At 73.5% G+C, this 19763-nt stretch carries 18 protein-coding genes; 9 read left to right on the top strand and 9 right to left on the bottom strand.

Translation table 11 applies throughout. The features are described from left to right. The first annotated feature begins 5 nt into the window (after window positions 1-5). Entirely contained in the window at window positions 6-833 is an 828-nt protein-coding gene (locus tag AAT21_RS13185) for a DUF1206 domain-containing protein (protein ID WP_046776780.1), read from the top strand. 287 nt (window positions 834-1120) lie between these two features. Then, a complete protein-coding gene (locus AAT21_RS13180; RefSeq protein ID WP_235438773.1) occupies window positions 1121-2035 on the top strand; it encodes a YihY/virulence factor BrkB family protein in 915 nt (304 codons plus the stop codon). A 28-nt stretch (window positions 2036-2063) separates the two neighbouring features. Here the strand turns inward: AAT21_RS13180 and AAT21_RS13175 are convergent, their stop codons facing one another. From AAT21_RS13175 to AAT21_RS13160, 4 genes are all read right to left on the bottom strand, one after another. Next, window positions 2064-2423, bottom strand: coding sequence for a hypothetical protein (locus AAT21_RS13175; protein ID WP_052757754.1), 360 nt, complete (start codon window positions 2421-2423; stop codon window positions 2064-2066). A gap of 125 nt (window positions 2424-2548) precedes the next feature. After that, window positions 2549-4276 carry a thiamine pyrophosphate-dependent enzyme gene (locus AAT21_RS13170; RefSeq protein ID WP_046776779.1) on the bottom strand — a complete coding sequence of 576 codons (1728 nt, stop codon included), beginning with the start codon at window positions 4274-4276 and terminating at the stop codon, window positions 2549-2551. A gap of 26 nt (window positions 4277-4302) precedes the next feature. After that, the gene (locus AAT21_RS13165) at window positions 4303-5886 is read right to left on the bottom strand and encodes an FMN-binding glutamate synthase family protein (protein WP_046776778.1); all 1584 of its coding nucleotides are present in this window, start codon (window positions 5884-5886) and stop codon (window positions 4303-4305) included. Window positions 5887-6024: 138 nt separating this feature from the next. Continuing rightward, window positions 6025-6390: a PRC-barrel domain-containing protein gene (locus AAT21_RS13160; protein ID WP_046776777.1), complete on the bottom strand. Its 366-nt coding sequence runs from the start codon at window positions 6388-6390 to the stop codon at window positions 6025-6027. A 195-nt stretch (window positions 6391-6585) separates the two neighbouring features. Between AAT21_RS13160 and AAT21_RS13155 the strand changes: the two genes are divergently transcribed. Then, on the top strand, window positions 6586-7236 hold the full coding sequence (locus AAT21_RS13155) for an HAD family hydrolase (protein ID WP_046776776.1): 651 nt from the start codon (window positions 6586-6588) through the stop codon (window positions 7234-7236). A 175-nt stretch (window positions 7237-7411) separates the two neighbouring features. After that, a complete protein-coding gene (nadE, locus tag AAT21_RS13150) occupies window positions 7412-8242 on the top strand; it encodes an ammonia-dependent NAD(+) synthetase (RefSeq protein ID WP_046776775.1) in 831 nt (276 codons plus the stop codon). A gap of 41 nt (window positions 8243-8283) precedes the next feature. Here nadE and AAT21_RS13145 read toward each other — a convergent pair whose 3' ends face one another. From AAT21_RS13145 to AAT21_RS13130, 3 genes are all read right to left on the bottom strand, one after another. Next, window positions 8284-9129: an IclR family transcriptional regulator gene (locus tag AAT21_RS13145; RefSeq protein WP_046777345.1), complete on the bottom strand. Its 846-nt coding sequence runs from the start codon at window positions 9127-9129 to the stop codon at window positions 8284-8286. Window positions 9130-9986: 857 nt separating this feature from the next. Continuing rightward, a complete protein-coding gene (locus AAT21_RS13140; RefSeq protein WP_220818769.1) occupies window positions 9987-10565 on the bottom strand; it encodes an RNA polymerase sigma factor in 579 nt (192 codons plus the stop codon). Between the two features lie 650 nt (window positions 10566-11215). Beyond that, a complete protein-coding gene (locus AAT21_RS13130; RefSeq protein WP_046776773.1) occupies window positions 11216-11863 on the bottom strand; it encodes a hypothetical protein in 648 nt (215 codons plus the stop codon). A gap of 135 nt (window positions 11864-11998) precedes the next feature. Between AAT21_RS13130 and AAT21_RS13125 the strand changes: the two genes are divergently transcribed. From AAT21_RS13125 to AAT21_RS13115, 3 genes are all read left to right on the top strand, one after another. Next, window positions 11999-12679: a response regulator transcription factor gene (locus AAT21_RS13125; protein ID WP_046777344.1), complete on the top strand. Its 681-nt coding sequence runs from the start codon at window positions 11999-12001 to the stop codon at window positions 12677-12679. An 85-nt stretch (window positions 12680-12764) separates the two neighbouring features. Then, a complete protein-coding gene (locus AAT21_RS13120) occupies window positions 12765-14135 on the top strand; it encodes a sensor histidine kinase (protein WP_046777343.1) in 1371 nt (456 codons plus the stop codon). Window positions 14136-14547: 412 nt separating this feature from the next. Then, entirely contained in the window at window positions 14548-15186 is a 639-nt protein-coding gene (locus AAT21_RS13115) for a GNAT family N-acetyltransferase (protein ID WP_046776772.1), read from the top strand. 109 nt (window positions 15187-15295) lie between these two features. Here AAT21_RS13115 and AAT21_RS13110 read toward each other — a convergent pair whose 3' ends face one another. Both AAT21_RS13110 and AAT21_RS13105 read right to left on the bottom strand, forming a co-directional pair. Then, window positions 15296-15595 carry a hypothetical protein gene (locus AAT21_RS13110; RefSeq protein WP_046776771.1) on the bottom strand — a complete coding sequence of 100 codons (300 nt, stop codon included), beginning with the start codon at window positions 15593-15595 and terminating at the stop codon, window positions 15296-15298. A gap of 12 nt (window positions 15596-15607) precedes the next feature. Further along, a complete protein-coding gene (locus AAT21_RS13105; RefSeq protein WP_046776770.1) occupies window positions 15608-16507 on the bottom strand; it encodes a hypothetical protein in 900 nt (299 codons plus the stop codon). Window positions 16508-16962: 455 nt separating this feature from the next. Here AAT21_RS13105 and fusA point away from each other — a divergent pair, with 455 nt between their 5' ends. Together fusA and AAT21_RS13095 are read left to right on the top strand one after the other, a co-directional pair. Beyond that, entirely contained in the window at window positions 16963-19041 is a 2079-nt protein-coding gene (fusA, locus tag AAT21_RS13100; RefSeq protein ID WP_046776769.1) for an elongation factor G, read from the top strand. A 121-nt stretch (window positions 19042-19162) separates the two neighbouring features. After that, on the top strand, window positions 19163-19711 hold the full coding sequence (locus AAT21_RS13095; RefSeq protein ID WP_235438772.1) for a nitrobindin family protein: 549 nt from the start codon (window positions 19163-19165) through the stop codon (window positions 19709-19711). Window positions 19712-19763 lie beyond the last annotated feature (52 nt).

Raw genomic sequence — 19763 nt, 5'->3', positions numbered from 1 at the left:
TCACGATGAGCGGCAGCGAGGCGGTGAGCAGGGGCACCCGGGCCGCGTCGCGCGGCGGCACGCTCCGCGAGGTCACGGCGCGCACCGGGCTGGTGGCACGCGGAGCGCTGTACGGGCTGATCGGCGTACTGGCCGTACGCGTCGCCTTCGGTGGCGACGGCGGCCGGGAGGCCGACCGGCAGGGCGCCCTCCAGGAACTCTCGGACAAGCCCTTCGGCTCCGTCCTCATCTGGGCCGTCGGCATCGGCTTGGTGTGCCTGGTGCTGTGGCAGCTGTCGGAGGCCGTGTTCGGCGCGGCCGGACCGGACGGCGACAAGCCCACCAAACGCCTCGCCTCGGCGGGCCGCTGCGTGTTCTACGCAGTGGCGGCCTTCTCCGTCCTCGTGTTCGCCTCGGGCGGCGGCGGGCGTTCGGGGGACGAGCAGTCCCGGGACATGACGGCGAAGGCCATGGGTCTTCCCGCCGGCCAGTGGCTGGTGGGCGCCGTCGGGCTCGGGGTCGCCGTCGCGGGCGTGGTCATCGCGGTGCAGGCGGCGCGGTGCCGCTTCCGTGAGCACCTCGCCATGGGCGGTGCCTCGCGGGGGACGCGCAAGGCGGTCGATTTCCTCGGGGTGAGCGGCGGGCTGGCCCGCGGCGCGGTGTTCGCGGCGGCCGGCGGCTTCGTCGTGTACGCGGCGCTGCGCTACGACCCGGGTCAGGCCAAGGGGCTCGACGACACCTTGAGGTCGTTCGCCCTCACCCCGGCGGGACCGTGGCTGCTGCTGGCGGTGGCCGTCGGGCTGATGCTCTTCGGGGCGTTCTCCTGGGCGATGGCCCGGTGGCGCGAGGTGTGAGTCGTCCGGGGGACGCAGCGGTTCTCGCGGTGCGGCGTGGCGCTCGTCGGCGGCGCGGCGGACAGGGCACGTACGACCGGGTGGGCCGGGTGGGCGGGGCGGACCGGGGCGCTCGGGCCGGCCGGGCGGCTCTTCGTACCGGCGGGCTGCCCCACGGCTTCCGGCGGCTCTTCGTCACGTCGTCGCGCGCAACTCCCCGTCATGGGGCGCGGGTACCCGGCCGACGGACCGGTACGCGGGTGCCTCCCGGGCGCATGGGCACGGGCCCGGGAGGGCACGCGTTCGGAGTGACCGACATTCCCCGCACCGCATCACCTCGAGGCGGTCCGCCCGCCGACAACGCTGACGCCACCGCAAGAGCGGCGGCCCTCGCGGCGCGCACCCGCGCCGAGTTACGGCGTACGGCAGTCCGCGTCTGGACGGACAACCTGGCCGACCATGCGGCCGCGCTCACCTACTACGCCCTCCTCGCGCTGCTGCCCGCGCTCGTCATCGCCGTGTCCGTCGTGGGGCTGCTGGGCGGGGCCCGGCGGGACCGGCTGATCGCCGAGCTGACCGCGTACGCTCCCCCGCAGTCGGCCCAGGTGCTCCGTGAGGCGCTGGGCGGGCTGCCCGAGGGGCATTCGTCGATGTGGGCGCTGCTGCTCGGCGGGGTGGTGAGCGCGCTGTGGTCGGCGTGCAGCTACCTGGCGGTGTTCCGTCGCGCCCTGCACACGATGCACGGGGTGCCGGACACACGGCGGCCGCTGCGTGCCGCGCACACGCTGGTCGTCCATGCGGGGCTGCTGCTGGTCCTGCTCGTCGTCGGTGCCGTGGGACTGGTCGTGTCCGGGCCACCGGCCCGGTGGTTCGCCCGGGTCGTCGGTGGCGGCGGCCCGGAGGCCGTGGCGCTGCTGCGCTGGCCCGTGCTGCTGGTGGTCGTGACCCTGCTGGTGCTGGTACTCTTCCGGACCGGCCCGGCCCAGAGCCGGGGCACGCGGCGGGGCCTGCCCGGCGGCGTACTCGCGGCCCTGCTGTGGCTGGCCGCCTCGGGACTCTTCACGCTGTACACGCAGCTGGACACCTACGACCGGCTGTACGGGTCGCTGGCCGGGATCGTGGTCTTCGTCGTCTGGCTATGGTTCGCCAACCTGGCGCTGGTCACCGGCGCCCAGTTCAACGCCGAGCGGGCGCGGGGGCCGGTGGCCGGGCCGCGGGCCTGAGGCCCTGCGGCCCGGCCGCCCCTGAGCATTACTTCGTGCGCCGGGCCCGTCGGGCGCGGCGGGCGAGCACGGCCGCGGTCAGCACGCCGGCGGCCGTGGTCAGCGCGGTGCGGTTGGCCCGTGCCAGGGTCGCGGCCCGGCCGGCCCCGGCCCGCACGGAGTCGAACCTGCGGTGCCCGGCGAGCCGCCCGGCGCGGGCGGCGGTCTCCCGTACCCGGGTCGCGGTGCGGAGCGCCCCGGCCAGGACGGGATCGGGTGTCTTGTCCTCCACGAGACGCCCGACGTGCCCGGCCGTCTCCCGGAGCCGGCCGGTCGCGCGGGTGACGTGCCCCCGGAGCTCCGCCGGGGTGGGGACGGACTTGTGGTTCGCGTGCGGTATCAGCGTCATGGGGCTGCACTCTCCCTGGAGTCGTAGGCGTCGGGGTGTCTGCTGCGCGGGTACCCCTCAACGGGCCGATCACGCGCGCCGGCCCGCAGGGCCCGGGAGCACAGGGAGCCCAGGGAGACGGTCCGTCAGCCGGCCGTGCCCGGCAGGATCTCCTTGGCCTTGGCCAGGGCGAAACCCCATGCCTGGCCGACGGTCAGCCTGGCGGGGACGGCGATCTCGTCGGGATTGGTCAGTACGTCCAGCAGGACGGGCCCCGGCGTCGCGAACGCCTCGCGCACGCAGTCGTGCAGGCCGTCCGGTTCGGTGACGCGAACGCCCGTGAACCCGAGCGCGGTGGCGACGGCGGCGAAGTCGGGATTGTCGAGACCGGTGCCGAACTCGGGCAGCCCGGCCTGTTCCTGTTCGAGTTCGACCATGCCCAGACGGCGGTTGTCGAAGACGACGATCTTCACGGGCAGCCGGTACGCGGCGATCGTCATGAGGTCGCCCAGCAGCATGCCCAGGCCGCCGTCGCCGCACAGGGCGACGACCTGCCGTTCGGGCGCCCAGAGCTGTGCCCCGAGGGCCTGCGGCATGGCGTTGGCCATGGACCCGAGGTTGTAGGAGCCGATCAGCCGCCGGCCGCCGCGCATGGTGACGAAGCGCGAGAGCCAGACGGTGGCCATGCCGGTGTCGGAGGTGAAGACGGCGTCGTCGGCGGCGTACGTGTCCACCGCGGCGGCCAGGGCTTCGGGGCGGACGGCGTGGTCCCGGTTGTCCAGGGCCGCCCGCAGCCTGCCGGACGGGCGCCGGTCGTGCGCCGGGTCGGCCAGCCGGAGCTGTCCTTCCCGCCACTTCGCGAACCGGTCGCGTGCATCGACCAGATGGTCCCGGTCGGGCACCTGGTCCAGCAGCGGCAGCAGGGCCCGCAACGTCGCCCCGACGTCTCCGGCCAGGCCCACGTCCACGGGTACCCGCCGCCCCAGGTGCTCCTCGCGGACGTCGATCTGGACGACCTTGCAGTCCTTCGGGTACCAGTCGCGGTAGGGGAAGTCGGTGCCCAGCATGAGCAGGGCGTCGCCGTGGTCGAGGGCGTGCGCGGCGGCGGGGTTGCCGATCAGGCCGGTCTGGCCGACCTCGTAGGCGTTGTCGTCCTCGAAGCCCTCCTTCGCCTTGAGGGTGAGCACCATGGGCGCGGCGAGCCGCTCCGCGGTGCGCAGCACGTCGCCGCGGGCGTCGCGGGCTCCGCGGCCGACCAGCAGGGTGACGCGCGAGGCGGCGTTCAGGAGCTCGGCGGCCTCGGTGAGGGCTGTGTCGTCCGGGCGGGTGACGGCCCGGCCCAGCGCGAACCGGGCGGGCCGGTCCTCGCCGAGCTCCCGGTCACCGAGGTCCGCGGGCACGGTGAGCACCGCCACCCCGCCCCGGCCGACGGCCGCGCGAACGGCGGATTCCAGCATGCGGGGCATCTGGTCCGGGGAGGTGACCGTGGCCCGGTAGACGGCCACGTCACGGAAGAGGAGGTCGTTGTCGACCTCCTGGAAGTAGTCGCCCGCCATCTCGGCGAGGGGCACCTGACCGCAGATCGCGAGGACCGGGGCACGGCTCTTGGCCGCGTCGTACAGCCCGTTGAGCAGGTGTACGGAGCCCGGCCCGACCGTGCCCGCGCACACCCCGAGGACGCCCGAGAGCTGGGACTGGGCGCCGGCGGCGAACGCGGCGGCCTCCTCGTGCCGGCAGCCGACCCACTCCAGGCCGTCGGTGGTGCGGATCGCGTCGGTCAGTGGGTTCAGGGCGTCTCCGACGACCCCGAAGACGTGCCGGACACCCAGGTCCTTCAGTGCCTCGACGATGACGTGGGCGACGGTGCGTGCCATGGGACGGTCCTCCGGTGGTGAGGGGGTCAGTGGGCGAAGCGGTCCGGGTCGGCCGCCTCCCAGTCGGATGCCCAGTCGGCGGGTACGGATGCGAGGAGTTGTCCGGGGGCGAGCCAGGAGTGGAGTTCGGCGTAGGAGCGGACGGTGTGCGGGTCCACGCGCTGCAGCAGCATGTGGGGGCGCAGGCCGCGCGGATCGTCGACCCCCAGCGAGGCCATGATCTGCAGGGCGCTCTTGACCGTGGCCTCCTGGTAACGCCGTACGCGCTGCGACTTGTCGGGGACGTCGACGGCGCGGGCGCGCCGCTCGTCCTGGGTGGCGACGCCGACCGGACAGGTGTTGGTGTGGCAGCGCTGGGCCTGGATGCAGCCGACCGCGAACATCATGGCGCGGCCGGCGTTGGTGTAGTCGGCTCCCTGGAGGAGCCGTTTGACGAGGTCGCTGCCGGTGGCGACCTTGCCGCTGGCCCCGATCCGGATCCGGTCGCGCAGTCCGGTGCCCACGAGGGCGTTGTGCACGGTCATCAGGCCCTCGCCGAGCGGCAGGCCGACGTTGTCCACGAACTCCAGCGGCGCGGCGCCCGTGCCGCCCTCCGCGCCGTCGACGACGATGAAGTCCGGGGTGCTGCCCTCCTCCAGCATGGCCTTGCAGACGGCGAGGAACTCGCGGCGCGAGCCGAGGCACAGTTTGAAGCCGACGGGTTTGCCGTCGGCGAGCTCGCGCATCCGCGCCAGGAAGCGCACCAGTTCGCGCGGGGTGGAGTACACGCGGTGGTAGGGCGGCGAGATGACGGTCTTCCCCTGCGGGACCCCGCGGACCCGGGCGATCTCCGCGTTGACCTTGGCGGCGGGCAGGACGCCGCCGATGCCCGGCTTCGCGCCCTGACTGATCTTCAGGGATACGCATTTCACCTGCTCGCGGGCGGCCTTTTCGGCGAACTGCCGCTCGTCGAAGCCGCCGTCGGCCGTCCTGCAGCCGAAGTACCCGGTGCCGATCTCCCATATGAGGTCCCCGCCGGGGCGCAGGTGGTACGGCGACAGACCGCCCTCTCCGGTGTCGTGGGCGAAGCCGCCGAGCCGGGCACCGGTGTTGAGTGCGAGTACGGCCTGGGCCGAGAGCGAGCCGAAGCTCATCGCCGAGACGTTCAGCAGGGCCATGTCGTAGGGCCGGGTGCAGTCGGGTCCGCCGACGCGGACGCGGGGCGGGGTGGTGCGTACCGGCCGGGGGGCCATGGACGGGGTGAGGTACTCGCGGCCCGGCTGGTAGAGGTCGAGCTCGCTGCCGAAGGGCTCCTCCGAGTCGGTGCCCTTGGCGCGCTCGTAGACGAGGTCGCGGGTGTCGCGGTCGAAGGGGCGGCCGTCGAAGTTCCGCTCGATGAAGTACTGCTGGATCTCCGGCCGCACTTTCTCCAGCGCGAAGCGGAGGTGTCCGAGGACCGGGTAGTTGCGCAGGACGGAGTGCCGCCGCTGGACGACGTCGTGGACCGCCGTCGCCGCGAGCAGGAGCAGCGGGGCGGCCGCGGCCCACCACCAGGGGGAGACGAGGAGGGCGGCGGCGCCGGTGGCCGCCGCGAGCGGGCCGAGGACGGCCACCACAAGTAGTTTCAGCACATGGCGCGTGTGTCCCGGACCCGGTCGGCCATGCGGCCGTACTGCGGTGCTGCTCCTCCGCGAGGGGCACGGCACGGCCGTGGGCCCGAACTCGAGGAGTTCGGGCCCACGGCCTGCAAGCGGTCGGACTCCGGCCGGTCAGAGCGGCGGGAGGCCGAGACGGGTGGTGGCGTAGTAGGTGCCGAGTTCCTGGTGGTAGTCCCGGTCACCGAGGTGCTTCTCCCGGTGGAACTCGGGGGCGTCCTTGATCTGGCCCTTGGTGCGGTCCACGTAGACGACCTGCTCCTCGGGGTCGATGCTGACGACGGTGCTCGCCGGCAGCAGGACCTCCTTGCCGAAGATCCAGACCCCGGTGTCCACGACCAGGTAGGCGTCACCGACCTCGTCGGAGTGCTTGTCCACCTTGCCGATGCCGCCGTCGGTCGCCTCGACCTTGTAGCCCGTCAGATCGGTGCCGGCCAGGTGGCCCGAGGTCGACTTGAAACTCCACACATGCTCAGTCACGCGGAAACAACTCCTCCGGTGGACGGGGGACGGCGGGTGATCCGCCGTCCGTCCTTCTTGGTGCGTCGTGCGCGGGGTGTTCCGTTCGCCCCGTGAACTGCGCATGCCCCGCCTCCGGCGCCTCATGCACGGACGGAATGTCTCGGTCCGCGGGCTCCGCCACGGCCCGTCCGGCCCGGACCCTATGCTGCGGGGATGATCAAGCCGATTGAACTCGTCATATTCGACTGCGACGGTGTGCTCGTCGACACCGAACGCATCGCGACGCGCGTGCAGGTGGCCCTGGGGGCGGAGCTGGGGTGGCCGCTCACCGAGCGCGACGTGATCGACCTGTTCATCGGGCGGTCCAACGCCTCGGTGCGCGAGCTGATCGCCGCCCGGCTGGGCGGGACGACCGCCGACGTCTGGGGGAAGCGGTTCGAGCAGTTCCACCGCGAGGCGGTGGACGCCGGGCTGACCGCCGTCGAGGGACTGCCCGAGGCGCTCGACGCGATCACTCTGCCGACCTGTGTCGCCTCCAGCGGCTCCCACGAGAAGATGCGCCACACCCTGGGCCGCACCGGGCTCTACGCCCGCTTCGCGGGCCGTATCTTCAGCGCCACCGAGGTCGCCCGCGGCAAGCCGGCCCCGGACCTGTTCCTGTACGCCGCGCAGCGCATGGGCGTCGATCCGGCGGCCTGCGCGGTGGTCGAGGACAGCCGTCCGGGGGTGGAGGCGGCCCGCGCCGCCGGGATGCGGGCCTTCGGTTTCGGGGGCGGGATGACCCCGCCCGAGCGGCTCGAAGGTCCGGGAACGCAGGTGTTCCACGACATGCGGGAGCTGCCCGCTCTGCTCGCGGCGGGGTGACGGCGTCCGTCCGGCCGTACGCAGTCCGGCCGGCCTGGCCGGCGTACGCCCGTCGCGGCCCTTGAGCAGGGCTTCGCGGCCTTTCCTCTAGAGTGCTTCCGGCCCCCTTCATCGCGCCCGCGGTCCGCCCCGCGGCGCGAGCCGAACTGTCCGCGGGCCCGACCGAGGAGCAATCGTGACCGACCAGGCGTCCATATCGCTGCAGCAGGAGATCGCCCGGGACCTCCAGGTGAGCGCGTCCTTCGACGCCCACGAGGAGATCGAGCGCCGCGTGGCCTTCCTCGCCGACCGGCTGCTCTCCACGGGCCTGCGCTCGCTGGTCCTCGGCATCAGTGGCGGTGTGGACTCCACCACCGCGGGCCGGCTGTGCCAGCTCGCGGTCGAGCGGGTCCGCGCGGCCGGGCAGGAGGCGACGTTCTTCGCGATGCGGCTGCCGTACGGAATCCAGGCGGACGAGTCGGACGCGCAGCTGGCCCTGGAGTTCATCCGGCCCGACCAGGTTCTGACCGTCGACGTGAAGGCGTCGAGCGACGCCGCGCTGGCGGCGGTCCGGGCCGGCGGCACGGTCTTCCGTGACGCGCACCACCAGGACTTCGTGCACGGCAACATCAAGGCCCGCCAGCGCATGATCGCCCAGTACGCGGTGGCGGGCGCGCACGCGGGTCTCGTGGTGGGCACGGACCACGCCGCCGAGGCGGTGTCCGGCTTCTTCACGAAGTTCGGCGACGGTGCGGCCGACGTGGTCCCGCTGACGGGCCTGACCAAGCGCCGGGTCCGGGCCACGGCGGAGGCGCTGGGAGCGCCGTCCTCGCTGATCTGGAAGACCCCGACCGCGGACCTGGAGACGCTGAAGCCGGGTCTGGCCGACGAGGAGGCGCTCGGCGTCACCTACGACGACATCGACGACGTGCTGGAGGGCAAGCCCGTCGACCCGGCCGCGCTCGACATCATCGTGGGCCGCTACCGGGCCACCGAGCACAAGCGGCAGCTCCCGATCGCCCCCTGACCGGCACGCGCGGGGCGGCGGACGGCCGCCCCGCGGGGCACTCAGGCGGAGGTGGACAGGATGGTGTCCTCAGGCCTGCGGACCGTGGGCCGGGTGCTGCCGGCGACGATCAGCGCGAGTAGGACGGCGGCCGCCTCGCTCTGCAGGATCCGGGCCGCCTGCTTCAGCCGGCCCGGATCGGGGACGGGGATGGACAGGGCCACGCATTCCGGATTGGGGCCGGCGGTGATCGGCACCGCCGCGCACACCGTGCCGAGGGCGTACTCCTGGAGGTCGAGCAGGGGCGTGCCGGGCGGGCGCTCGTCGAGTTGCCGGAAGAGCACGTGCCGGCTGGTGAGGGTGTGCCGGGTGAAGGGCGTGGGCCGGTGGCGGGCCAGGTGGTCGCGCCGGTCGTCGTGGTCCAGCTGGGCCAGCAGTGCCTTGCCGACCGCGGAGGCGTGGGCGGCGACCCGGAAGTCGACCCACTCCTCGACCACGGGCGTGGCCGGCCCGTCCGCGTACTGCGTGATGGCGACCTCGCCGTCGGTGTAGCGGGCGACGTAGACGGCGGCTCCGACCGCGTCCCGCAGCCAGGCCAGTGTCTCGCGCAGATGCCCGCGGCCGGCCGCGCCGTCCGTCTCGCCCAGCAGCAGGGTGTGCCCGGCGACGTAGGCGTCCGGTCCGACCGGCGTGGCCAGGCTCGCGCGGACCAGTTGCTCCACGGCCCGGGCCAGGACCAGTTGCGGCAGCTTCGTCTCACGGGCGATCTGTGTCAGGTTCACGCCGCTCGAACAGCGGTTGACGACCTCCAGGACGCGCAGCGCCTGATGAACGGATTCCAGCGCCGCAGGGGCCGGGCGTCCCTCGGGGGACGTACGGGCCGCAGGCCTCGGCTGCGGCTGTTTCAGCGCTTCGAGCGGCCACCCGTTCGCCTGCTCCGTGAGGTGCCGGGGGTTGAGCCGGGCGTTCTGCGCGACGGCCACGGCGACCTGCGGGCCGGGGGTGAAGACCTCCCCGAGGTCGGGATGCTCCTTGCGGGGACGCGCCATGAGGGCCTGCCGCAGTCGTGCCGGGAGCCGCAGGGGCGGCCTGGCCAGGCCCGGTCCGCCGGTCAGGGAGCTGAGGTCCTGGGTGGTGATGGGCGGGGACGTCCAGATGACCGAGGCTCCGAGGGCCTCTTCGAGGTCGTGCGGGACCTGCGGCAGGGGCGGCAGGTGGTCGTCGGGCGGCAGGGCGTCGGCCTGGCACTTCCAGTACTGGGCGGTCGCGACCTCGGCGCGCGCCAGGTGGTGGAGGTAGAGACAGCGGGCGGCGGTCTGCGAGCCCGCCCCGGCCGCGTACTGGAACCAGAACTGCGCGCCCTCCGTCCGGTCGGCGAGGTGGAGCAGGCAGCCGAAGAGCAGCGCCGAGTCCACGCCGTGCGGCCAGGAGTCGGCGGCCAGGGCGAGTTCGGCGAAGTCCCGGCTCTCCACGAGGCACCAGGTCACGTCGTCCAGGCCGCGGGCGGCCCGCACGTGGCAGGCCGCGTCGAGGACCAGGTCGTCGGTCGCGTCCGGGTCGGCCGTTCCGCACGCGGGGCCGGCGGGCGCCCCCGAGGGCTCTCCGGTCGGCGCCGAGCGGGCGCGGTCACCGGCGATCCGGCGGGCGATGCGGCGCCGGGCCGCGCCCTCGTCGTATCCGGCGTACTCCTCCGCGAGCACCGTCGCGTCCGCCAGGGACGCGTCCAGTTCACACAGCGGCATGTCGTGGTGGCGTGGCATGTCGCTCACTGGTCCTTCTCCTCTCCGGGGATCCAGTCCACCCCGAGCTTGCGGGACAGGGTTCGGCGTGCGCCGCGGATGTGCGACCGGACGGTGGCGGGCGAGATCCCCATCATCCGGGCTACCGTGTCGCAGTCGTTTCCCAGCAGGAAGGCCAGCAGCACCACGTCGTACTGCCGCTCGGACAGGCCCGCGATCGCCGCGTACAGCCCGAGTTTGGACTCCAGCAGCTCCAGCCGTTCACGTGAGGAGCGGCGCAGCGCCGCGAACCAGGCCGTCTCCACCATGGCCACCTGCCTGCCCAGCACGGCCAGCCTCCGCTCGACGTGTTCGCGCAGCACCGCCCAGGCGAAACCGTGCAGGCTCGCCTCCTTCAGCGCCTGCCGCCACACCTTGAGCAGGAAGGTGAAGACGTCGTCGACGACTTCTTCGGCGTCTTTGGGGTTTCCCAACTGCAGGTGGGCGTAGCGCAGATAGGCTCGGTGCTGCTGGGAATGGAAAGCGGTGAACTCCACCGGCAGCACACCGGCGAGTTCACTGGAGACCGCCCGGTCTCCTGATGGGTCGAATTCCCCTTCGTTCATACGCTCCCCCACAGCTGTTCCTCGCCGCCCGTCGGGATGGCGGTGAACCGGCGGGGGCGGGGGCGGGCGCCGGTGACTTCGGGGCGGCGGCCGGCGGATGGCTCGCCGGCTTCTCTCTCCGTCCCGGGACCCGGCAGGCGCACACGTGCCCGGAACACATCGATGGCGACAACGCTGACCACGATGGTGACCAACAACGCAAGGGCGACCGTATCGACGGCATTCACGTCGGAGTGAACCTTCCCGGTGGATCGGCTGCAGCCGGCTGCCTGCCCCCGCACCAGCAGCCGCGGAGCGACGGGCGCTCCCACTCATCACCCCATCGGAAACCGGGCCCGATCGTGCAAGCCGGTCCTCGGAAATCCCGGGAACGAAGCGCATTCACTTCCCCGTGCGCCCCTGGCCCCCCGCGCACGCCCCCGGCCGGCGGCACCTGCGTCGTCTACCGCATCCCCGGGCCCGCGGGGCCGTCGGCCGGGGACTGGTCGCGCCGGCCCGCCGGCTGGGCCGGGCCCAGGTGGAGCGGACCCCGGCCTGGGCCGGCCCTGGACGGCGACGGGATGGCCGCCTGGTGGCGGGGCCGGCTCGACGGGGCCCCCGGCATCGGGGGCCGCGCGATGGCCCGGTAGGCGGTGCCGGCGGTGCCGGGATTATCCGCCGAGGGTGGTGTTGCCGGTGATCGTGCCGTCCGTACCGGACACCGTGACGGCGTGCCGGACACCGTCGGGGCCGAGGACCACGGCCAGCCAGGCGCCCCCGCCGCCGTCCTGGGCGACCGCGCGCAGGCTCTCCACCTTCCCGCCCTGCACGGCCGCGGCGGCCTTGCCTGCCGCGTCGCCGATGGACAGGGAGGGCAGCGGCGCGGGTGCCTGGGCGCCCTTGCCGGAACCGTCGCGCCGCTCGGACCGGCCCGGAAGACCGGGGAGTCCGGGGGTGTCGGGGTGGCCGAACCGCTCCCGCACCGCGGGGCCGTCCTCCCCGCCGGGTCCCTTCCGTGCGCGCTCGCCGCCGGCCTCCCCACCGTGCGGCCCCCGCTCGGCCCACCCCTCGTGGCCGGGTCCGAAGCGGAGCATGTGCGCACCCCGGTCGGCGCGCACGTGGTGGTCGTGGTGCTCGGCCACGGCGACCGCCGTGACCCCGGCGCCCACGACCACCACGGCCGCGCCCGCCGCGACCCATCGGGCGCGCCGGCTGCGGGGCACCAGCCGGGACAGCACCACACGCTCGCGCTTGCGGGCACCGGCCTCCGGCGCGTTCTCGGGCAACTGCTCGGACGGCGGCGGAACGGATTCAGACATACGGCTACTCCTCCGGGCAGCCGGGCGCGGTGCCCGGCTCGTCCCAGAGCATGCGGAGGGGATGCTGAAGCCCAGCTGAAGCCACCTGAAGACCTCTTCAGCCGGGCGCCGGGGGAGCCTGCGATGCTGTGCGGCATGCGCGTACTGGTGGTGGAGGACGAACGGCGGCTCGCCGTGGCCCTGCAACGGGGTCTGCAGTCGGAAGGGTTCTCGGTGGACGTGGCCCACGACGGGGCCCAGGGCCTGTGGATGGCCACCGAGCACGACTACGACCTGATCGTCCTCGACATCATGCTTCCCGGGCTGAACGGCTACCGGGTCTGCGCGAAGCTGCGCGCGGCCGGCAACGAGTCGGGAATCCTGATGCTCACGGCCAAGGACGGCGAGTACGACGAAGCGGAGGCCCTGGACACCGGGGCCGACGACTTCCTGTCCAAGCCGTTCTCCTATCTGGTGCTGGTCGCCCGGCTGCGAGCGCTCGGCAGGCGTACGGGTGGTGGCCGGCGCCCGCAGGTGATGCGGTTCGGCGACCTGCTGATCGATCCGGCCCGGCGCACGTGCTCCCGCGGCGGTACGGAGATCCGGCTGACCGCCAGGGAGTTCGCGATACTCGAGTACCTGGGCCGCCGCTCCGGCGAGGTGGTCTCCAAGCGGGACATCCTGGAGCAGGTGTGGGACACCGCCTTCGACGGTGACCCCAACGTCGTCGAGGTCCACGTCAGCGCGGTCCGCCGCAAGGTCGACGCCCCGTTCGGCCGGGCTGCGCTGGAGACCGTACGGGGCGCCGGGTACCGGCTGGCGGCCGACGGTGGCTGAATCCCCCGGGCCCTCCCGCCTCTCCGGGCGCGTGGGTGAGCTGCTGCGCCGGCTCCCGGGCGCCGTCCTCGACCGGTGGCCGCTGCTGCGCCGGCTCCGGCCCACCACGGTCCGGGCGCGGGCCACCGTGGGTGCGGGGCTGGTGGTGGCCGCGGCGCTGGCGCTCGCCTCGTTCGCCCTGCTCGGGCTGCTGGAGGCCAATCTGCTGCGCAACGCGGAGAACGACGCCCGCCGGCAGGCCGAGACCGTGGCGGAGCTCGCCGCCACCGGCAGGCTCGGCCGGGCCCGACCGCCGGGCCGCGCCGTCGAGTTCGTGCAGGTGGTGAGCGCGGACGGGCGGGTGTTGTTCTCCAGCCCGAACCTCATCGGGATGCCCGCCCTCCCGCCGGCCCCGCCCGGGACGCCGGGGCCCCGGCTGCACACCTGGCGGGTCCGGCCGGTCGACGGCGATCACCGGCAGCGGGTCGTCCAGGTCGTCACGCAGACGCCGGACGGCCCGGCCACCGTCTACGCCGGCGCGTCGCTGCGGGACGCGGACGCGGCCGACGACACCACCACCGCCGCGCTGGTGATCGGCATGCCGCTGCTCCTGGCCACCGTCGTCCTGGTGACCTGGCGGGTGACCGGGCACGCGCTCCGCCCGGTGGAGGCGATCCGCGCCGAGGTCGCCGGCATCTCCGACCGGGACCTGCACCGCCGGGTGCCGGTTCCCGCGACCCGGGACGAGGTCGCCCGGCTCGCGGAGACCATGAACGCCACACTGGACCGGCTGGAGGCGTCCGGCATCCGCCAGCGGCAGTTCATCGCCGACGCCTCCCACGAACTGCGCAGCCCCATCACCGTCCTGCGCACGCAGTTGGAGGTGGCGCTGGCCGTCCGGGACCCGGAGCTGTGGCCCGAACTGATCGGTGGCGCCCTGGAGGACATCGAGCGGCTCCAGCACCTCGCGGGGGATCTGCTGCTGCTCGCCCGGATCGACGCGGCCCAGCCCGTGGCGGCCGTGCCGCTGGACCTGGGCGCCCTGGTACGCGAGGTGCTGGAGGCCCGGCTCGGCGACCGGGTGCCCGTACGGACGGACCTGGCCGCCGATGTCGAGGTCACCGGCGGCGCGCTGTGGCTCGGCCGTGTCGTCACCAACCTGGTCGACAACGCGCAGCGGTACGCCCGGGACGGCGTGGACGTCACGCTGCGGACCACGGGCGGCGGCGCGGTGGCGCGTACCGCCGTGCTGGAGGTCGTCGACGACGGGCCGGGGATCCCCGCGGGCGACCGGGAGCGGGTCTTCGAACGGTTCGCACGGCTCGACGACTCGCGCAGCCGCGACCACGGCGGGGCCGGCCTGGGCCTGGCCATCGCACGTGACCTGAGTACGCACCACGGCGGAACGCTGACGGCGGAGGACTGCGCGAGCGGCGCCCGGCTGGTGCTCAGACTGCCGCTGACGCCTCGGGCCTGACGGGCCCGGCCTGACGGGCCCGGGTCCGCGGGCAGGACCGTACGCCGCGGGCGGTGTCCGTTCAGCGGGTCTGGCGGTGCCGGCCGTGCTTGTGCGGGTGACCGGTCGTCAGCAGGACGAGGGCCAGGCCGAGGGGCAGCAGGAACAGCAGGAGGAAAGTCATGTGGCGCTTGTGCCCGGCCTGCCGCCGTCGACACGGGTCACCACTCGTCCGGCGGCCCGGCGACCGGGTCGCGCCGGCGGCGCCGCAGCGCGGCGGACGCCACCACGCCGCTTCCGCCGCGGGCCGGTTCCTGACCGGGGTCCCCGTTCGGACCGGCTTCCAGGGACCTTTATAGTTAGGTCACCCTAACTGGGGTCTCGTGTGTGCTCCGCACCCGTCGGACCCCACCGAACGGAAACCGGAACCCGTATGAGACCCGAGTCCACCGTCCTCGCCTCCTCGCGCGCCGATGTCCTGACCGAGACCGTCGAAGGATTCGGCACGGTCCGCTTCACGCCGGTCGATCCCGTCGCGGACTCCGCCGTGCTGCACTCGTGGGTCGTCGAGGAGCGCGCACAGTTCTGGGGCATGAACGGTGCCAGCCGGGAACTCGTCCAGGAGATCTACGAGGACGTGGACCGCCGCGACACCCACCACGCCTTCATGGTGCGGCTGGACGACGAGCCGGTGGCGCTCTTCCAGACCTACCAGCCGTCCGAGGACCGGATCAGCGAGTGCTACCCGGTGCGGGAAGGCGACATCGGCGTGCACCTGATGCTGGCTCCGGCGGCCGGCCTGCCCCGGCCCGGGTTCAGCCGGACCCTGATCGGGTCGCTCATCCGGTTCACCTTCCGCGACCCGTCCGTCCTGCGCGCGGTGGCCGAGCCTGACGCCCTCAACGACAAGGCCGTCGCCCTGATGGGCCGGCTCGGCTTCGTCCGGCAGGGGGAGATCACCCTCCCGGAGATCGACCTGCCCGAGGTGTACCTCCCCGAGAAGCGGGCCGTCCTCGCCTTCCTGGACCGCCCCGCCGTGCTCCCGGCCGCCGTGGCGGTCACCACCTCGTAGGGATGCCGTACCGATCGGGCCGTGCCGGCAGGTCCGGCCCGATCGGCGCTCGATTCCGGCCTCCGGCCGGACGGCGCTCGGCCCCGGCCTCCCGCCGGACGGCGGGCCGCTACCCGGCGGGCCACTCTCCGGCGGCCACCACCTGGCCGGCCGTGACCTGAGGAGGGTTGGGGAGCAGGGACGCGAGGTGCTCCCGCACGAAGTCCGCAGCCTTCCTGACCGATTCATCGGCCCCGGCCCGGTCCTCGTAGACGCTGGTGGACACCATCACGCCGTCCCCGGCGTCGACCCAGTAGTAGGCCACGAATCCCGGCACCCGGCGGAGGAGAGGCACGAACCCCTCGTCCACCAGGCGTCCTGCCTCGGCGGGGTCGGTCACCCCTTCGTAACGCCGGATCACTGCATACATGGCTGGTCTCCGTTACTTGTCGAGGAACAGGATCTGGTCGGAGGGGCGGGGCATCCGCAGGATCTTGCCGTCCTCGCTGATCTCGATCAGCCTGTGCAGCCCGGTCTGGGTCTTGCCGTCCGGCAGGAAGCGGTATTCGTCGGCCGCACCGGCGAGGTAGGCGGAGAACCCCGCGAGCGAGGTGACGGCCGCACCGGAGTCCAGGTAGTCCTTCAACCGGCGGAACAGCTTGGGCAGGATCACCACGCCCGTGGCGTCGTCCGTGATCGATCCGATGTCGGAGATCAACGCCCCGTCGATGGTCTTGTCCACGTCCCACAGCCCCTTGGGCGGCACCGAACCGCTCGCCTCCCGCGCCGCCTCCCTGAGGACGTCCCGCAGGTATGCGGGCAGGCCCGGATAGAACATCGGATAGGCCAGACCGTCCTTGATCAGACGGTAGTTGGCACTCCTCTTCAGCAGGTCCTCGTCGACCGAGACCTCGTATCCGCTGTACACGGGCGGGCGGACGCTGCCGTCGAAGGCGAGGGCGATGCAGCGGCCGTAGGCGTCGGCGCCGCTGGTGAGGATGAAGCCCGGCACCTGGACGGGGACGGTGGTGACGGTCTCGTCGTCGTGCCGGTCGACGCTGGTGAATCCGAGGTGTCTCAACAGGGCGTCGGCGGCCTGCCGCCCGAACTTCCTCGGCTGGTGGCGCTCCTTGCCGTACCCCGGCTTTCTGTAGTGCGTCTCCAGGGCGTCCACGCCCTCCAGCCGCACCGCGGCGCGGCCGTCCGCCTTGGGCACGACCGGGGCGCGACCGCCCACCAGCTTCCAGTCCGTCACATCGTCCGGGATGAAGGGAAGGGTGTCGCCGTCCGGCTCGGCACCACCGTCCACCCGGAACGACCCTCTGATCAGCAGCATGGACATGATGGCTCCCCGAAGTCGAAACAGATCATCACTTTCCGTAGCCGTTCATCACGCACAGTAACCCATGGTTGCCGGAAAAATGCAATGCCCCGGCCGCGTCCTCTCCCTAAACTCGCCGTACGCGCTGCCGAAAGGGCACCGCGCGCCTCATGCCGAGTCAGAGGAGAAGGGGAGCAGCGCCATGTGCACGTACCGCACCGCCGCCTTCGCTCCCCCGTCCCGGTACGACGTGATCCCGGTGTCTCGTGACGCCCGGTGCCGGCTGCGCGGCCGTCACCGCATGCCCGTGACGCACCTTTAGGTCCCGTCCCCTCCCCCGCCTTCCGTACGCCGCCGCCTGCCCGGACCCGCTCCGGGCGGGGCGGCCGGCCGCGGCTGCCGGTCGCGGGCCACGGGGCCGGCGTCAGGGAATTCGCGCCGCCCTCTTCATCTCCGCACTCGAAAGGCCTCGGGCCATGCGCGCCAACGGACGCCCCCTCAGCACCACTTCCACTTCCCTCACCGCGGTCCGCAACCTGGGCATCCTCGCCCACGTCGACGCCGGCAAGACCACGATCACCGAACGGATCCTGTTCGCGACCGGTGCCATCCACAAGCGCGGCGAGGTGCACCACGGCACGACCGTCACCGACTACGACCCGCAGGAACGCGACCGCGGCATCACCATCTTCGCCGCGGCCGTCAGCTGCGCCTGGGGCGGGCACCACGTCAACCTGATCGACACCCCCGGGCACGTCGACTTCTCCGACGAGGTGGAACGCTCCCTTCGGGTGCTCGACGGAGCGGTCGCCGTCTTCGACGCCGTCGCCGGGGTCGAACCACAGAGCGAGACGGTGTGGCGGCAGGCCGACCGGCACGGTGTGCCGCGGATCGCGTTCGTCAACAAGCTGGACCGGGCGGGCGCCGACCTCGACACCGCCGTCGCGTCGATCCGCCGACGCCTGGACGTCGTACCCCTGGTGGTGCAGCTGCCCATCGGGCAGGAGGACGACTTCACCGGGGTCGTCGACCTGGTGACCATGCGTGCGCTGCGCTGGCGGACCGGCTCCGCCGACATCGATTCGGGGCCGGTCCCCCAGCCGCTGCGGGAGGAAGCCGGCCGGCGGCGCAGGCTGCTGGAGGAGACGGTCGCGGAGCTCCACGCCGAGGCCCTGGAGGAGTTCTGCGCGGATTCCGCGCTGAGCGACGAGACCCTGACCCGGGCCCTGCGCGAGCTGACGCTGCGTGGGGACGGCGTCGTGGTGCTGTGCGGCTCGGCGTACCGCAACCGCGGGATCGAGCCGCTGCTGGACGCGGTCGTCGCGTACCTGCCGGCGCCCGCCGACATGCCGCCGGTGCGCGGTACGGCGGCGGGTGCGGAGCAGGAACGCGCCCCCCACCCGGCGGAGCCGTTCGCGGCGCTCGCCTTCAAGGTGACGGCCACGGCGACGGGGCGGCTCACGTACCTGCGGGTCTACGCGGGCACCCTGCGCAAGGGCGCGACGGTACTGGACGCGGCCACGGGCCGTACGGAGCGAGTGGGCCGGATCCTGCGGGTCCAGGCCGACCGGCACGAGGACAGGGAGGAGGCGGTGGCCGGTGACATCGTCGCCGTGATCGGGCTCAAGTCCGCCCGGGCGGGCACGACCCTGTGCGCCCCCGGCGCGCCGCTCGTGCTCGAACCGCCCACGGTGGCCGAGCCGGTGGTGTCGGTGGCGGTGGAGGCGCGCAGCAACGCCGACACGGGCAGGCTGGCGACGGCGCTCGCGCGGCTGGCGGAGGAGGACCCCTCGCTGGTGGTGCGGTCCGACCCGGAGTCGGGGCAGACCGTGCTGTCGGGGCTGGGCGAGCTGCATCTGGAGGTGGCGGTGGAGAAGATCCGCCGCGGCCACGGGGTGGAGGTCGTCGTGGGCCGCCCGCAGGTCTCGTACCGGGAGACCGTCGTGCGCGGGGTGACCGGCCTGGTCCACCGGCACGTCAAACAGGACGGTGGCGCGGGCCAGTTCGCACACGTCGTGCTGGACGTCGAGCCGCTGGAGGAGCCGGTCTTCGAGTTCCGCTCGACGGTGGTCGGCGGCCGGGTGCCACAGGAGTACGCGCGCGCCGTGGAGGCCGGCTGCCGGGACGCGCTCGTCGCGGGCCCGCTGGGCGGGTACCCGGTGACGGGGCTGCGGGTCACGCTCACCGACGGCGCGACCCACTCCAAGGACTCCTCGGAGATGGCGTTCCGGGCGGCGGGCCGGTTCGGGCTGCGCGAAGCGCTGCGGCTCAGCACGGTGGAGCTGCTGGAGCCGGTCGTGGAGGTCACGGTGAGCGTTCCGGAGGACGGCGTCGGGGGCGTACTGGGTGACCTGGCGGCCCGTCGCGGCCGGGTCTCCGGGCAGGCCGCCGAGGCCGGCAGCGCGGTGATCACGGCGACCGTGCCGCTGGCCGAGCTGTTCGGGTACGCGTCCCGGCTGCGGGGCCGGACCCAGGGCCGGGGCGTCTTCACCACCAGGCCGGCCGGTCTGGCCCCAGTACCGGCCTCGGTGGCGGGTGGCCTGCCGGCCCGGTGACGGGTGACCGCTGCCCCGTCCTGCCTCCCGGCTCCGGGAGGCGGGACGGGGCGTGCGGTGTGCTGGGGTGGGGCGGGGCGTGCGGCGTGCACGCCCCGGTGCACCGCCTATGCTGCTGCGGGTGAACAGCTTCGAGCCGGTGCAGGACGATCCGTACCCCGACAGCCACGTCCTCGGCGAGGGTCCGGATCCGCATCCGCTGCTCCTGCCCGTGCTGCCGCTGCTGGGTCGCTGGCACGGCCGCGGCCGGGGCGAGTACCCGACGCTGGAGCAGGACTTCCGCTACGAGCAGGAGGTCACCTTCAGCCATGACGGCCGCCCCTTCCTGCGCTACGAGGCCAGGGCGTGGCTGATCGACGGGACCGGGGCCCCGGTCCGCCCGGCGGGGCGCGAGGCGGGGTGGTGGCGGGTGACCCCCGACGCCTCGCTGGAGGTCGTGCTCGCCCACCCCACCGGCATCGTGGAGACCTATGTGGGGCGGGTGTCCGGCTCGGAGTTCGAGATCGAGACCAAGGACGTGTCACTGACCCCGCTGGCGAAGGAGGTCACCGGTACGCGCCGCCGGTACACCGTCACCCCGGAGGGGGAGCTGACGGTCGTTCACGACATGGCCGCGGTCGGCCGGCCGCTCCAGCACCACCTGACGACGCACCTGCGCCGACGGCCCTGAGCCGGTTCACCCGGCTGCGCGACACGGGCTGCGGCTGCTCCGGCACGCGCCG

It is taken from the genome of Streptomyces yangpuensis (assembly GCF_001005295.1).
GTDB classification, from domain to species: domain Bacteria; phylum Actinomycetota; class Actinomycetes; order Streptomycetales; family Streptomycetaceae; genus Streptomyces; species Streptomyces yangpuensis.
This window is presented reverse-complemented; position numbering and strand designations above follow the sequence as displayed.

Bases quoted from the DNA above. Each gene is read 5' to 3' on its own strand.
- AAT21_RS13175 (WP_052757754.1), bottom strand. From the start codon at position 2,423: ATGACGCTGATACCGCACGCGAACCACAAGTCCGTCCCCACCCCGGCG.
- AAT21_RS13170 (WP_046776779.1), bottom strand. From the start codon at position 4,276: ATGGCACGCACCGTCGCCCACGTCATCGTCGAGGCACTGAAGGACCTG.
- AAT21_RS13125 (WP_046777344.1), top strand. From the start codon at position 11,999: ATGCGCGTACTGGTGGTGGAGGACGAACGGCGGCTCGCCGTGGCCCTG.
- fusA (WP_046776769.1), top strand. From the start codon at position 16,963: ATGCGCGCCAACGGACGCCCCCTCAGCACCACTTCCACTTCCCTCACC.
- AAT21_RS13155 (WP_046776776.1), top strand. From the start codon at position 6,586: ATGATCAAGCCGATTGAACTCGTCATATTCGACTGCGACGGTGTGCTC.
- AAT21_RS13115 (WP_046776772.1), top strand. From the start codon at position 14,548: ATGAGACCCGAGTCCACCGTCCTCGCCTCCTCGCGCGCCGATGTCCTG.
- AAT21_RS13130 (WP_046776773.1), bottom strand. From the start codon at position 11,863: ATGTCTGAATCCGTTCCGCCGCCGTCCGAGCAGTTGCCCGAGAACGCG.
- AAT21_RS13140 (WP_220818769.1), bottom strand. From the start codon at position 10,565: ATGAACGAAGGGGAATTCGACCCATCAGGAGACCGGGCGGTCTCCAGT.
- AAT21_RS13110 (WP_046776771.1), bottom strand. From the start codon at position 15,595: ATGTATGCAGTGATCCGGCGTTACGAAGGGGTGACCGACCCCGCCGAG.
- AAT21_RS13105 (WP_046776770.1), bottom strand. From the start codon at position 16,507: ATGTCCATGCTGCTGATCAGAGGGTCGTTCCGGGTGGACGGTGGTGCC.
- AAT21_RS13185 (WP_046776780.1), top strand. From the start codon at position 6: ATGAGCGGCAGCGAGGCGGTGAGCAGGGGCACCCGGGCCGCGTCGCGC.